Source organism: Lachnoclostridium sp., from assembly GCF_031997925.1.
Lineage (GTDB): Bacteria > Bacillota > Clostridia > Lachnospirales > Lachnospiraceae > Lachnoclostridium.
Genome location: NZ_DAMADT010000002.1, coordinates 30,228 through 45,610, shown reverse-complemented (window position 1 = coordinate 45,610; position 15,383 = coordinate 30,228). Strand labels below are relative to the sequence as shown.

13 protein-coding genes are annotated in these 15,383 nt (G+C 34.2%); 4 read left to right on the top strand and 9 right to left on the bottom strand.

Translation table 11 applies throughout. From position 1 onward, the window contains the following. Positions 1 to 185: 185 nt before the first annotated feature. Positions 186 to 986: a helix-turn-helix transcriptional regulator gene (locus RTP52_RS01765; RefSeq protein ID WP_312368836.1), complete on the top strand. Its 801-nt coding sequence runs from the start codon at positions 186 to 188 to the stop codon at positions 984 to 986. Here RTP52_RS01765 and RTP52_RS01760 read toward each other — a convergent pair. Beyond that, the gene (locus RTP52_RS01760) at positions 948 to 2,528 is read right to left on the bottom strand and encodes a UDP-glucose--hexose-1-phosphate uridylyltransferase (RefSeq protein WP_312368834.1); all 1,581 of its coding nucleotides are present in this window, start codon (positions 2,526 to 2,528) and stop codon (positions 948 to 950) included. The genes RTP52_RS01765 and RTP52_RS01760 overlap by 39 nt on opposite strands. A gap of 66 nt (positions 2,529 to 2,594) precedes the next feature. After that, positions 2,595 to 3,587, bottom strand: coding sequence for a UDP-glucose 4-epimerase GalE (galE, locus tag RTP52_RS01755; RefSeq protein ID WP_312368832.1), 993 nt, complete (start codon positions 3,585 to 3,587; stop codon positions 2,595 to 2,597). 351 nt (positions 3,588 to 3,938) lie between these two features. On the opposite strand from galE, the gene RTP52_RS01750 reads away from it, so the two are divergent. Then, on the top strand, positions 3,939 to 4,769 hold the full coding sequence (locus RTP52_RS01750; RefSeq protein WP_312105650.1) for an AraC family transcriptional regulator: 831 nt from the start codon (positions 3,939 to 3,941) through the stop codon (positions 4,767 to 4,769). Between the two features lie 57 nt (positions 4,770 to 4,826). Here the strand turns inward: RTP52_RS01750 and RTP52_RS01745 are convergent, their stop codons facing one another. The 4 genes from RTP52_RS01745 to RTP52_RS01730 all read right to left on the bottom strand — a co-directional run bounded on the left by RTP52_RS01745 (position 4,827) and on the right by RTP52_RS01730 (position 10,350). Further along, positions 4,827 to 5,666: a sugar ABC transporter permease gene (locus RTP52_RS01745; protein WP_312105648.1), complete on the bottom strand. Its 840-nt coding sequence runs from the start codon at positions 5,664 to 5,666 to the stop codon at positions 4,827 to 4,829. Then, positions 5,663 to 6,976, bottom strand: a complete 1,314-nt coding sequence (locus tag RTP52_RS01740) for a carbohydrate ABC transporter permease (protein ID WP_312368831.1) — start codon at positions 6,974 to 6,976, stop codon at positions 5,663 to 5,665. The genes RTP52_RS01745 and RTP52_RS01740 overlap by 4 nt, the downstream gene beginning before the upstream one ends. Then, positions 6,948 to 8,444: a sugar ABC transporter substrate-binding protein gene (locus tag RTP52_RS01735; RefSeq protein WP_312368830.1), complete on the bottom strand. Its 1,497-nt coding sequence runs from the start codon at positions 8,442 to 8,444 to the stop codon at positions 6,948 to 6,950. The genes RTP52_RS01740 and RTP52_RS01735 overlap by 29 nt, the downstream gene beginning before the upstream one ends. Positions 8,445 to 8,622: 178 nt before the next feature. Further along, the gene (locus RTP52_RS01730; RefSeq protein ID WP_312368828.1) at positions 8,623 to 10,350 is read right to left on the bottom strand and encodes an alpha amylase N-terminal ig-like domain-containing protein; all 1,728 of its coding nucleotides are present in this window, start codon (positions 10,348 to 10,350) and stop codon (positions 8,623 to 8,625) included. Positions 10,351 to 10,614: 264 nt separating this feature from the next. Here RTP52_RS01730 and RTP52_RS01725 point away from each other — a divergent pair, with 264 nt between their 5' ends. After that, positions 10,615 to 11,412: a LacI family DNA-binding transcriptional regulator gene (locus RTP52_RS01725; RefSeq protein WP_312368827.1), complete on the top strand. Its 798-nt coding sequence runs from the start codon at positions 10,615 to 10,617 to the stop codon at positions 11,410 to 11,412. Here RTP52_RS01725 and RTP52_RS01720 read toward each other — a convergent pair whose 3' ends face one another. Next, entirely contained in the window at positions 11,413 to 12,912 is a 1,500-nt protein-coding gene (locus RTP52_RS01720) for an InlB B-repeat-containing protein (RefSeq protein WP_312368825.1), read from the bottom strand. 436 nt (positions 12,913 to 13,348) lie between these two features. On the opposite strand from RTP52_RS01720, the gene RTP52_RS01715 reads away from it, so the two are divergent. Continuing rightward, positions 13,349 to 13,816, top strand: coding sequence for a hypothetical protein (locus RTP52_RS01715; protein WP_312368823.1), 468 nt, complete (start codon positions 13,349 to 13,351; stop codon positions 13,814 to 13,816). A gap of 295 nt (positions 13,817 to 14,111) precedes the next feature. On the opposite strand, the gene RTP52_RS01710 is transcribed toward RTP52_RS01715, so the two are convergent. Both RTP52_RS01710 and RTP52_RS01700 read right to left on the bottom strand, forming a co-directional pair. Beyond that, positions 14,112 to 14,603 carry a hypothetical protein gene (locus tag RTP52_RS01710; protein ID WP_312368822.1) on the bottom strand — a complete coding sequence of 164 codons (492 nt, stop codon included), beginning with the start codon at positions 14,601 to 14,603 and terminating at the stop codon, positions 14,112 to 14,114. Between the two features lie 212 nt (positions 14,604 to 14,815). Continuing rightward, positions 14,816 to 15,383: SDR family oxidoreductase (locus RTP52_RS01700; protein ID WP_312368820.1), on the bottom strand; the 568-nt coding region annotated here is incomplete at its 5' end.

The window sequence follows — 15,383 nt, the reverse complement described above, 5'->3', positions numbered from 1 at the left end:
CATATAGCACAGCATGGGTTGATTTCAAATGTAGAAAAGTACCGTATCATTGTCTTTTTCTACTGTGTTTGAAAGTAGTCCGTTTGAAAATAAAATGTATTTTATAAAGTGAATTGCGAAACTATTACTAAGAAAATTATTGTGCAACGCCCAAATTCGCAGGCGTGGCAGAATGGAGGAGTTCTATGATTCATTTGAGTCACTGTGGTTACAATACGCACAATGCAAATTATGATGTTATTGACCGACCAAATGGTTCCGGAGATTATTTATTTCTTTATTTCATTGCTCCTATGAAAGTCACATTAAATCATCACACTACGTTAACAAAACCAAACGCTTGTATTCTCTATTCACCGAATGCAAGACAATATTACGGAAATGTAGAAATTTTCTACAATAGCTTTCTTCACTTTGAAGTAGAGGAAGAATATTTATCTCAGTTTCACATTCCAACTAACACTATTTTCTATCCAAAGCACTATACTGCAATTAACCAATACATACAACAAATCTTAAATCAAAGTATAACAAAAGACCCCTTATATGAATTGGCCATCCATTCTCTACTCACCGAACTACTAATTACGGTAAGTAGAGATATCAATGTACCTCATCACAAAGGGGTTACCTCTGAAAATATATTAGATGTTATGAAAAGTGTTCGTATACAAATACTAACAAACTATTCAAAAGATTGGACTCTTCCTGAGATGGCAAACTTGGCAAACTTAAGTGTCAGTCGTTTTCATTACTATTATAAGTATTATTTTCATACCTCGCCAAAAGCAGACTTACTTGAAACTAGATTAAATCAAGTACAGTTCTTATTAACGGATCAGACCATCTCTATTAAAGAAGCAGCAAGATTAACTGGCTTTGAAGATATGCCTCATTTCACTAGACTGTTTCGCTCGAAGACTGGGATGACGCCAACCGAATACCGATTAGAGTTCCTTAGCACCGAGGGATTCCATAAAGCGTAAAAATGCTTGTTTACCTTCCTTCGTACGCTTGAATACTCCAGCTTGCTCTAAGATGGAACAAAATACAAGTCCTACTTCATCTTTCATAACATTGTCAATTGTATCTTCCGTTAGTTTGGTATACTTCTTTTGTATAGCTGCGATCCATTCTGCATGTTTTGCAGTCGATTCTTGATCCATTGGATCTTTATTCTGTAAGATGCAGGTTTTAACCTCTTCTAATTCAAGAAGTAAACGGGACGGTAAAATTGCAAACCCCATAACCTCAATAAGACCAATGTTCTCCTTCTTTATATGATGATGCTCTTTATGTGGATGATATAAACCATCTGGATGCTCTTTCGTAGTGATATTATTACGAAGAACTAAATCAAGTTCATAATAATCAGAAACCTTTCTGGCAATTGGGGTTATGGTATTGTGTGGTGTAGCTTCCGTCTCCGAATAAATCATTACGCTTTCATCGCTATAGGATTGCCATGCAATTCTAATTCTTTCTGCAAGTTCTACAATCGATTTTGTATCTTTACTACGCAAACGTATCACTGACATTGGCCATTTTACAATTGCAGCCTCAACATCTTCAAATCCTGGTAAAGAAAATTTTTCTTCTACCTTGGCTCTTGCCATGGCGAAGGTATAATTTCCCCCTTGATAGTGCTCATGTGTTAAGATAGAACCTCCCACAATAGGTAAGTCCGCATTGGAACCTACGAAATAATGAGGCAAAAACTGAATAAAATCAAATAATTTAGCAAACGTAGTCCGATCAATTTTCATTGGACTATGTTCTCCACGAAATACAATACTGTGCTCATTATAGTATACATATGGTGAGTATTGTAGAAACCAAGGTTCCTCTTGAATCGTAATTGGTATTGTCCGAAGAGTATTTCTTGCAGGGTGATTTAATCTTCCAGCATAACCTTCATTTTCCTTACATAACTGACATGCTGGATAATCTGTGTTTGCTGCATGTAATAAAGCAGCAATCGCTTTTGGATCTTTCTCAGGTTTTGATAAGTTGATTGTAATATCAAGGTCACCATATTCTGTTTTCGTAATCCATTTCACATCTTTTTGAATACGATAACGACGTATATAATCGCTATCCTGACTAAGTTTATAATAGTAATCCGTCGCTGCTACTTTATCCTTTTGATAAAGCAAGTTGAAAGTCTTAACTACTTCTCTTGGATATGGAGTTAAGCAATCCATAAGTTTTGTGTCATATAAATCACGATATAGGATACTATCCTCTATTAAATTTTGTTTACAAGCATAGTCAAGTAAAACTTTTAATATTTCTTCTATATCTTCTACTTTTGTCTCAGATATATTAGGTCTATTGGATTCTGCCTCAGATATATTAGTTCTATTTGATTCTGCCTCAGAGGATGTGGAAACCACATCCTCCGTATAATCACTTAATTGTAATTCAGATAAGATTCGATTTCTAACATAGATACGATCTTCTTCCTCTATTAGGCCCGTTACGATTCCATATTGAACCAAACGCGCAATTGCTTGGTATACGTTCAAATTACTCCTCCAATCCTGAGAAGGTTTTTACTTTCATCACTTTAACCTTATTCCCTCTCAGTATATCTATTTTTCAAATCCATTTGGGTGATTTTTATGCCAATTCCATGCACTTTCAATAATTTCTTCAATATCTGCATGCTGTGGTTTCCATCCAAGTACGGCTTTCGCCTTCTCACTGGATGCTACTAAAGTTGCAGGATCACCTGCTCTACGGTCTGCCAAAACTACAGGAATTTCTTCCCCAGTCACTTTTTTAGCTGCCTCAATAACCTCTAATACGGTGTTTCCCATGCCATTTCCAAGATTAAAGATATTACTTTCACCGCCAGCCATTAAATATTTCACTGCTAAAATGTGAGCCTGCGCTAAATCAAGCACATGGATATAATCTCGTACACAAGAACCATCTTTGGTTTCATAATCTGTTCCAAATACATTGATTGATTCTCTCTTGTGATTAGCAACCTGTAAAATGATTGGAATTAAGTGTGACTCTGGATTGTGAGCTTCTCCAATTTGTCCGGACATAATAGCACCACAAGCATTAAAATAGCGAAGAGATACATAACGAAGATTATGAGCCATAGAAGTCCATTTGAACATCTTTTCCATGGATAACTTTGTTTCACCATAGGTATTGGTTGGTTCTGTACGGTCAGACTCAACAATTGGTACACGCTCTGGTTCTCCATAGGTTGCAGCTGTAGACGAGAATACCACTTTATCAATTCCATGTGCTACAAGTGCCTCTAATAACACTTTCGTACCACATAAGTTGTTATCATAATATTTTAATGGGTTTACCATGCTCTCCCCAACTAAGGAATTCGCAGCAAAATGAATTACCGCATCGATATCCTTTTCTTTTTCTAATACAGAATCTAAAAATGCTCGATCACGGATATCACCCTGATAAAATGTTGCATCTGGATGAACAGCTTCTTTATGCCCTGTTTCAAGATTGTCAATTATCACAACCTGTTCATTCGCAGCAATTAATTCATAAACGGTATGAGAACCAATGTATCCAGCCCCACCAAGCACTAAAATCTTCATAATACTACCTCCTTTATTATAGATCCAATTATTTTTCTACTATTTTGATTTAATATAGTGTCTTTTTCTCTAATTAGCTGTATTTGCAAACATCTTTGTCTATCGTTGCAGCTAAAAAATCAATTCCGGATTGTTTTTTATACTACTAATATCATATCTTATCTTGGATAGATTACAATATGAAAAAGTATTCTCTTTATGTAATAATGTTGCATATTACCGTTGGTGTGATATAATAAATGAAAATAAATCAGAAGAGAAATATGGTGCTGCCTAGATTTTTCACCATATAGCATAGAAATTAGATTAGGCAGTATGCGGAATGATTGTACGCAAGAATGGGGGGATATGATGAATCAGACATTTAAGAATTCTTATAAAGTGAAAGAAAAGGAAATGGTATCCTTATCCGTATATAATGTTGGTTATCAGCGATGTGAGCCAAATTATCAGTGGGGGCCCGGAGTACGTGACCACTATTTAATCCATTACATAGTTTCAGGGAAAGGATATTATGAAACAAATCATAAAACCTTTCCCCTAACCTCAGGTGATGTATTTTTAATTTATCCGGATACTCAGGTAACCTATTATGCAGATGCTTACGACCCATGGGAATATTATTGGGTTGGTTTTTCCGGAAGTGATGCTGGATTAATATTAGAGTCCACAGATTTTTCAAGCGAATCTCCGGTAATTCCTTCTTGTTCCTTTGGAGAGAATGTGAGGGATCAGCTATATAAAATTTATGAAGCTCGTGGAAATGAATTCTCCAATGCAGTTGCTATGGCTGGCCAACTCTATATTACCTTAAGCCTTTTCCTTACCGGTGCATCGGATCATAATAAAAAACATCATCAGAACCTTGATTATGTCCAAAAAGGCATTACTTATATGGAGTCACATTTTTCTTATCCGATTACCATTGATGATGTAGCTGCCTATGTTGGAATCAGCCGAAGCCATCTCTTTCGTGAGTTTAAAGCACACTTAGGAAAGTCCCCAAAAGAGTATCTCTCAGAATTTCGTATCAAATACTCTTGTACGCTACTAAAAAATACAGATTTGTCCATTGGAGCAATTGCAGCTTCTGTAGGTTATGACAATGGATTATATTACTCTAAAGTATTTCAATCTATGAAAGGAATGCCACCAAGTAAATATAGGACTCTTCATAGCTAACTGATTAGGATAGCTTTATTAATTGATGACTTCTATCAATTGATGACTTCTATCAATTTACCCCTTTACCGCACCGGATGCCATGCCATTGACCATGTATTTCACTAAGAAAAAGTATAAAATAACAATTGGGACCGCGATGAAGATTGAGCCCGCTGCAAATCGTGCAAATTCTGTTTCACCTAAACTCATTAATCCTTCTGCTACCGTATACATATTTTTTTCTTTTAATAAAAGCTTTGGTAAGATAAAGTCACTCCATGGCCAAGTAAAAGAAGTTAATGCGGTATAGACAATAATCGGCATAGAAAGCGGTAAATTTATTTTACGAAAAACAGTAAAATTGTTCGCACCATCGATTCTAGCAGCTTCATCGATTGAAGTCGGTATTGTATCAAAGAATCCCTTCTGCGTAAGATATCCCATCGGTGCTCCAGCACTATAAATCAGGATAAGCCCCCAATGATTATTAATCAGATTAAACTGGGTCATCAATAAGTAAACTGCTATCATTCCCATAAAAGAAGGGAACATACCAAGTACTAAAGTAGTTTTCATAATTGGTTTTCTAGCCTTAAACTGAAATCGTGACATTGTATACGCAGTTAATATTACTAAAAAGGTGCTTAAGATACAGCTAAAGGAGGCAATGAAGAGGGTATTTAAAAACCATCTTGGATAATTATAGATAGCGGTATCGGTAAATAACATACGAAAACTATCGAGGCTATACTCCGTTGGGAAAAATCCATCAAAGGAGTAAATGGTTCCTGATTTTGAAAAGGATGCAAGGATTAACCACAGACAAGGGAAGAAAAATACTAAGGCAACCAAAATTAAAATGATATAGGTGACTATGGTATCCAAGTTTTTTATAAAACTTTGTTTTTGTCTCATTGAAAGGTATCCTCCTCTCTATAGGAATGTGATCTTACATAAATCAAAAGTGAAAAGATTGATGTTAACAAGAAGATAACCAGACTGATTGCTGCACCAATATTATAATAATTGTTATCAATCGAAAGGTTATACAGCCAATTTATCAATAAATCCGTATCACTTGCTAAGAAATAACCATCTAGATACAATCCACCTCGCAAGAAATAGAAGATACCAAAGTTATTGAAATTACCCATGAATTGAGTGATTAATACAGGTGTTGTAGAGAATAGGACAAATGGAAAAGTTATTTTTTTGAATCGTTTCCATGGTCCTGCTCCATCTATTTTTGCTGCTTCTGATAATGTTTCATCCATATTGGACAAAATTCCTGTGGCAAGTAACATCGTTGTTGGTATGCTAATCCATGCATTCACTCCAAATCCGATGATCCTTGCAGTCCATTTTGCATCCAAATCTAAAAAACCGATTGCCTTATGTCCAGCTCCTATAATCAATTGATTTATCGGTCCTCCATAAGAGAACATAAACTTAAATGCTAGCAAGGTTATAAAACCAGGAATTGCATAAGCAAGCACCGGAAATGCCCTCCAAAATGCTTTTCCTTTTACACATTTTTTATTTAAGAGTAAGGCTAAAAATAAACCGCCAAAATAATTGATGGCTGTGGATACTACTGCCCATAATAAGTTCCATAATAGGATACGAAAGAACGTTGGTGCAAACTGTGATAATGTTAAAAGCTTTTTAAAATTCTGAAAGCCTACCCAGTCAACAAGCTCTGGCGGTATAATATTCCCACCGTAATTCGTAAAGGCAATAAATATCATAAAAACAATCGGTACAATGTTAAATATACATACCCCAAGGATTGGAAAGAATAGTACACTTAGATAGAATTTTTTATCCAGTAATTGAGAAGCCTCTTCTCTGAATGTGAGGGGTTTTTTCCCTTGTTGTACCCTTAGAACTGTTTTCTTCACATCCTTGATGTTATTAAAATAACAGCATAAAAACAGCAAAATTAATATTAAAGCTAAGATTCCCAAGATGAGAAGGAGTACCGAGTTGTCCCCCTTAATACCTAGCCATGCATCCGCTTTTTGAGTTCCCAGTGTAAGAAACCCTTTTATAGCATCAATCCCATAAAAAATGAAATACAGTAAAAAACCTAGAAACAAAAGAAAATATAACAACCCTTTTATGTACTGTTTATAGAGAAATTGCCCCAGTCCCATGATACAAGCTGATGCAACGATATAGCCAAGGCCTTTTTTATTATTTTCTATCCTCTTTTCCTTCACCATTTTGCGCCTCCTGTGTCGTTGATAAAGTAAAGATAGCATCGAAAATCTGTTTACTTACAGTATCAAGACCTTTCTGATAAGTTTCCTTCGTTGTATATTTCTGGTCTCCCTCTTTACGGAAGGCATCTTTTGCTAAATCAGAAAAAAAGGTATTCAGAGGATCCCATATCTGTGCAACTTCTTGAATCGATGGCATAATAACTATATTTCCAGTTGCAAGTTTCTCATATAGTATCGCAGAAAGTCCTCCTGTTGCTGTAGCTGCATCATTCCTTGCGGGAGCGATTCCTAAAAACTCATTTCTTTTCATTAACATGTCATAACTTGATGCAAAATCTACAAATGCTAAACAAGCATTTGGAACGCTCGTATACGCGCTAATAGCGTAGCCATTGATACCACCCATGGCTTTCATTTCCATGAACTCCTTTGATTCCTGTGTTATATCACCACTTACAGGTAACTGCGGCAGAGATGTTATCATAAGATTCTTTTCCGCTTTTTTCTTAGCTTCGTCTTTCGAGAGTCCATCTTTTTCATAATTTGAGATAAGTTCCTTTAAAAAGGTTGTATATACATCCGGTGTTGAAATTGTTGCAAAATAAGTGCCATCTGCTAATTTGCCATATACGTTTCTTTGAATTGTCTCATCAATACACTCCTCATTCATAATCCCGGCAAGCTGCTTTAACACCTTAATTCCCTTGTAGGCATCACCAGCTCCCAGTCCAATATCTTTGGAATCCGTATTGTTTTGCCCAAAGATATAGCCTCCATAGGAAAATAAGTATCCAGTGGAAAAGTATGGATCATATAGAGACTCCATATATCCATATTTGGTACTGTCAGCCTCATGAATCTCTTTTGAATAACGATACATTGCATTCCAGTTCTCTAACATATCTGGTATACCATTCTGATTGTCATCCCAAGTTTTATCCCAATCCTTTGGCAACATATCTTTTCGATAATATAACATAGGAGCTTGAACAATAACAGGTACACCACAGGTATAAACCTTACCATCAACCTCAGTCTGATAAGCCTTCCAAGCAACTTCTGGAACTTGATCATAACAATCAAGAGACTCCACTGGTAGCGGAAGAATATGTTTTCCTTTCACATACTTCATCAGTACATCATTTGCCTGATATAAAACATCCGGACCATAACCATAAGGGCCATCGTTTGCAAGATCAAGATATTGATCCATATTGGCATCTACAGCAACAATTCCATATTCCTTATATTTTTCATTGAATGCATTAATTAATTCTTTAAAATATCCTCTTTCAATTGCAGTATCATTTTCTAATACACGAATAGTAACATTCCTCTCAAGTTCTCCCTGGAATAAGGTACTGCCAGCTGAAGTAGCATTACCCTGTGAACTTTTACTTTTTCCACAACCGACGAATAATACTCCACAGAGTAAGAGAGCTATTAATTGTTTTCCTTTCTTTTTCATCTAATTCTCCTTTCATAAAATGTATAATGAAATAGTTAATGAGCGCTAATTGGCTACTACTTTCTTTCCTAATCGTTAGGTTAGTTTTCTAATAAAAGACGTAACAGTGACTATTTAGTAATAATCAGTAACAATCAATGATTCTATAAATTATTGGAATTGCTATTATAAAACTCTATTAGCTAATAGTTTTTTTCAATATAATAAAGCCACCATTACGTAAAACATCGTTCTGAAATCCATTTTCTACAACTATTTTACATTCTTTTTCTGATATTTGATTTAATGAATCTAGTACTTCATCACAACATCCGGCATTATAGAGCAATGTAATACTTTCATTTTCCAAATATCTTTCTAATGAAAAAACCTCTCCGATTGCTTCCAGCTTGATTTCACCTTCTTGTAAAGAGGGTTCTTTTTTTAAGGACAATACCTTTCGAATCGTTGATATTACTGTAGAATCCCAATTAGTTTCCTCCCAGTCAAACGTACGTCTGCTATCCGGATCATATCCACCCTCCATGCAGATTTCAGTTCCATAGTAGATACAAGGTGCTCCAAGATAACATGTTGCAATCGCAATTGCTGCCATTAACTTATCCTTATCCTTTTTTATCTCAGTAAAAAATCGATGTGTGTCATGAGAATCCAAAAGATTTAGCATCATTTCATTCACAGCTTGTTTATTTCGCATGAGAATTTCATTTAATTTATATACAAAATTTTGTGTATGTAATTTTTCAAAAGCAAAGTAATCTAGACATGCTTTGGTGAAAGAATAATTCATAATACTATCAAACTGATCGCCCATTAAAAATGGATAAGCATCATGCCAATTCTCACCAATTATAACACAATCTTCTTTGATCATCTTTATTTCTTTACGAAATAAACGCCAGAAATCATGAGAGATTTCATCCGATACATCAAGCCTCCATCCATCGATATCAAACTCTTTGATATAATAGCAAGCAATATCAATTAAAAACTTACGTACCTCTTCATTCGATGTATTTAATTTTGGCATATAATCACAAGCACCAAAACACTCATAATTGCATGGTTCGGTAGTTACAGTGTCTCCATGTATATAAAACCAGCTATAATACTCGGATTCTTTTCCCTTCTTTACGACATCCTGAAACTGCATCATTTTGTTGCTGCAATGGTTAAACACAGCATCAAGAACAATTCGTACACCCTTCTTATGAGCGTTCGTTACTAATTCTTTCAAATCTTCATTATTTCCAAATTGCGGATCAATTTCTTTATAGTCAATAGTATCGTACTTATGATTTGATTTGGATAAAAATATTGGTGTCAGATAAATGGTATTAGCTCCCAGATCTTTAATATAATCAAGCCTCGTTATTATTCCCTTTAAGTCACCACCAGCAAAGCTTTTCGGTGTTGGTCTATCCCCCCAGGAAATGTTAATATAACTTTGATCTTTCTGCTCATTTGCCATCAGAAACCGGTCAACAAATATCTGATAGAATACAGCACTCTTCATCCATTCCACGGTTTCATGCACATCTTCTTTATTGATATAAGGGAGCTGAAAAAAATTATAAAATCCTAAGTTAAAATCATACTCTTTTGTAACGCCATCTTCCGAAAAATAAAATCTTCCCTCGTTTGTATCCAATGCAAAAATATATGCAAACCGAACATCATCCAAATCTAATTTTGTTTCATAGTAATCAAAATAACGATCACTGTATTTTTTCACCATCATAGTTTCCTTACGGGCTGTATGATAATCATATTTACAGGCATGTAGAATTGAAACCTTATGTAATGGCTCTCCTCTCATTACCCGAAGTCTTATGATAATTTGCTTTGCACCTACTGGAAAGCAAAAATTAGAGTCAGGTTTATGTAACAGTGCGTGTTCATTCATAATTAGCCTCCATGCTGCGACTATCTTTTAGGAGTAGCTAATGGCTCAAGTTTGGCGCAGCACAAACTTGATGAGTGAAAGATAAAATCTTTCACTCTTTCCTATTCCTGCGCAGTTCTGCGCATAATCTACTTAGTACTGGAGGTGACGCAGACATCGGTATTTTACTAGCTTTCCTATACCTTTAAGCGTACCCAATAGTGATTCCTATCGTATTGTAAATGTTTTCTTGACAATAAGTTTTAAAATAGGTATAAATAAGACATGAAGACAAAAATAACAATAAAAGACATAGCACGGGAAGCCGGTGTATCCATTGCAACCGTATCCTATGTACTCAACAACAAAACAGAAGAGAGAATCAGCGAAGAAACAAGAAAAAAAGTTCTCCAGATAATCAATCTATTAAACTATACTCCGAATAAATCCGCTAAAGCACTTGCCTCAAACAAAAATGGGAGCATCGCAGTTTATCTACCTTCCGATGTTACTCCTTTAAAACGGGCAGAACAGCTTCATTTTCTACATATTTTCGCTAACGTGCTTAAGAACTATGACTATCATCTTACACTCCTGTGTCCGGATGACTTTTCTCAAGTAGACAATTCAGATGCTATTATCTGTTACGACGTTTCTAAGGAAGAGTTTTCAAAGCTTGGAAATAACAACTTTATTCCCTTGCTCGCAGTCGATTGTATCATTGATGATCCTCTGTTTTTTCAAGTTTTATTCGACTATGAAAAGCTCTTATCTGATACTAACACTTATTTTGCTGGTGAAGAATTTATCTTCGCATCCTTTGAAGTCGTTAATGTAAAATTGAAAACGATGCTTGAAAAACTATTTCCTCACATGGTTTTCCTTCAATCTGTTAAGGACTTTAAAGCTCTGTATGGTAAGAATGTACTTGTAACGGAAGACACATTATATCAATTGCTAAAGGAGGATTGTAATATTTATTATCAGCCTTCCGCTACAAATAATAAAATTCAAAAGCTTTATGAGTGCATTGAACTAGCCATGGGACGAGTACAAATTACAAGCCACAACATTCTAGTTTAATTATTTCGCAAGAGTGAATATAATCTCCTCTGTATATGCATGAAACGTTACTGTATACGTATTAGATGATTTTGCGATAATATTTGCATTGGCGGCACCGTTTGATTCAAAGTCAGCATTGGCATTGGTCTCATCGGCTGCCGTCAAATAATTATAATTGTAGAAAAGAACTCTTTCACTTCCATTCATACTCTGCATTCCAAGCTCATCTCCGGCTGCAACCGTAAATTCTTTTAAGACATATACATTCGAACCTTCTTCCGTTTCAACCAATTGATATGCAGAATTTCCTTCTGTTCCCCAAGCCGTATTACCAAAGGAACCTTTCATGAAATAGTCATACTTCGGTAAAAATTGTGATGTATCACAGGTTGCTGATAAACCTTGAGTTGCCGAATCATAGGTAAAGGTATAGAGTCCATTCTCCTTTGCTACTAAATTATAACTCTCTGTCTTATCAAATAAGCCTTTAGATTTTTCGTCTAGATTACTAAAACGAAGATATTCCGATCCAACTGACGAAGTCCCATTTGCTGTTACTAAAGAAGTAAATAAAAATTCTTCTCCTTGCTTTAAGACAATCTCTAGGGTATGTACACCGTTTTCTTCTTTCATTCCGGTTCTATCAGTATAAACATCCTTCCAATTCGTAATTCCAGAACCTTTTATATAATAATTCATGATAATATCGATAGCTTCTTCCTTGACATTTCCATTATAAGTCCATGTAATCGTATCATAAGGATTTATATTAAAATTCTCTTTTGAATCCTCTTTGTAATCCGCATTTTCAGTTTCATAAGTATCTTCTGCTGGATGAGTTGTTAACACAAATGTATAATTACCAGTCACTGCAACTTTAATATTGGAACGTTTTGTTGAACTATCTCCTAATGCTCCAGAGTTTACAAAGTATTCAACACCATCTTGTTTATTTGTAGTTAAGTATCCGTATCCCCTTTGATTTTCCCATGAACTGTTTTTTACGAACTGAAACTCATCTCCTTCATAAAGATCAAGGGATATCGAGTACTGGTTTTTATCTACTGCTTTCGTAAATTTATGTTCTGGATTAATGATTTTACCCCAACTAGAAGCTATTAATACAGGACTCTTACCATTTCCTACGATGACAAATTCTCTAGTATCTGCTTGATACTTAACAAATCCTCCAAATACTTTTGTATCCTTGGATATCTTAGCTGTAAAATCAAATTCATGACTCTTTTGTGGAGTTGCAAACCATCCTACAAATTCATAACCATCTTTTGAAGGTGTGTACTCATTTATCAGACCACCAGATTCAACACTTTCTGTTTTTAATACTGTTGTACCGTCTGCATCATAGAATGTAACAGTAACTTCATTTTTCACCGAACCTGTATTTTGGTTTGGATCAACCTTTTGATCAGTTCCCTTTTCTTTTTTTGCACATCCAGCAAATAAAAGCATCATCATAAGAACTGCCATCATGGAACAAATCATTCTACTCTTTTTCATAAATTTCTTCCTCTCCTTTTCTTTACCCAAGCATTACTTTGTAGCTTAACTTTTTTGAGTTGCTAACCAATGTGGGTTTCTTGCATTTCAATGCTGCTTATTTTTTTGTGTACTGTCCTTGTGTTTCTGTCCTTGTAATTCTGTCCTTGTGTTTCCTAACTTTATGTACTAATTTAACATTGTGTTTTCGCTTAAAATACAGCGATAAACCTTACTTAAGCGTTTAATCAATATAGTAAAAAATAATTAGCTTAATCGCTTAAGCTAAATCTACCATGTTTTAATAAATATGTCAATATATGCTTGTAAAAAGAATTATATTTAAGCATTATGTCCAATTTATATAAAATACTAGAACATCAATGAAAGAAAGATATCTCATTGTCCATAAAATGGTATAATATAAATATCAAGAGTAACTAAAAGGGAGGTCAAGATGAAAGTTGATGAAAATAAAATAAACCAATCTTTTGAATATTGGTGTAAGAAATTACGTGTATCTCCATATTGGGATATTCGGCTTGAATTTGTTGATGATATTAATTGGAGAAAAACAGGGGATTTTAAGGTTGACTGTGATGATAGAAAAGCTGTACTTCTTCTTAATATAGCAAATCCAAAACAAGAAAACCTTGAAGAAGTAATTGTTCATGAATTGTTTCATTTGAAAATGTACCCACTTGACCAAGTTACAGAGTCTTTAATTACTGCTAATTTTCTAGAAGGAACACCAGCATATGATTTTGCATATAGTCAATTCTTTATATCATTGGAACAAACCGTAGAAGAATTAACAAAGTGTTTTCTTTTTGAGTATGGCACCAATAAAGAACTATCATATGGTAGGTGCAAAAATCAAAAATCTTATAATGAACTCTTTAATGGGCTTAAAAATATTGAATAATTTTTAAAAATATATTTTTAATATACTATTTTTTATAATTCGAACTAAAAGAAATTCAATCGAGTAGAGCAAATAGGCTCTGTCACAACTATTTATCAACAATTGGTTGTGACAGAGCCTTTATTTATATCTTTATGTTTATATCTCTTAAATCTTTTTATTTATATCTTTTTTATTTGGCTATGTTTTAACATAGTGTTGAAATATAGCCTTATAAAAATTATAGGTAGGATTGTCTACCTATAATGCTCAATATTAGAATATTAAGTAATAGATGTTTTTCTGAAATTTAAAATTATTTTTCTTTTATAGAACTTATTATATTATATCCATCACTTGGATAACCTCCATATCCAGCCCACCACTTTGGATAAATTATTGGTATTGCTGTACATATAAATTGCCAAATATGATAATATGCTGAAAAAGAAATTAATTTTTTTAGCATATTATTATTTATCCCTCCACTTATATATATTAGGCTTATTGCAATAAGTAAAGAAGTCATAGGTCCACAAGCAGAGCAAATTATAATTTTTAGTTTGGATAACATATCACCACTCCATTTTACTGTTCCTAAAAATGGCTGAAATGTACCTATTTCAATGAACATTCTATTAAATTTAATTTTTTTTGACTTCATAACAGTATTACCAAAAGTTATTTTAACATTATCTTTTGTAAATAATAATGCTGGTATAACATGTCCGAATTCATGTGATATTGTAGCGAATTGCCCAACTATACAAACCAAAATAAGATTTAATAGAATATTAATAACATTCAATTTTATCCCTTCCCAAATAGTTCATAATAATTTACTATTATTCATTAGATTATAGTTTTTAACAACACTTATTATAACATAATTTACAAAATATTACACATGTTATACATACATTGGCTCTCTATTTTTCAAATCTTTAATTTTGATATATGAATGGGCTATATTGCTTTGAACCATAAAGTTCTTAGCCTTTATTATCTCTTTATCAATATTTAGTATTTTGGTTGCTTACCAATCGTAGCAAGAATACCACCATCGACATAAAGAATATGACCATTTACAAAGTCAGATGCCTCCGATGCTAAAAATACAGCTGGACCTGTCATATCTTCCGGTGTTCCCCATCGTGCAGCTGGCGTTCTTCCAATAATAAAATCGTTAAAAGGATGACTCTCCTGACGAAGTGCTTCGGTCTGAGAAGTTTCGATATAACCCGGACCAAGGCCATTGCATTGTATATTATATTCACCATACTCCGATGCAATATTCTTTGTAAGCATCTTTAATCCGCCCTTAGCAGCGGCATACGCTGATACTGTCTCACGTCCTAATTCACTTGTCATAGAGCAAATATTTATAATTTTGCCATGACCTTTATTTATCATACCTGGGATTACTGCCTTAGATAGAATAAATGGTGCGTTCAAATCAACATCTACAACTTCACGAAATTCCTCAGCTGTCATATCACACATTGGAATTCTCTTTATAATACCTGCATTATTTACTAAAATGTCAATAACACCAACTTCACGTTCAATCTTTACAACCATTTCTTTT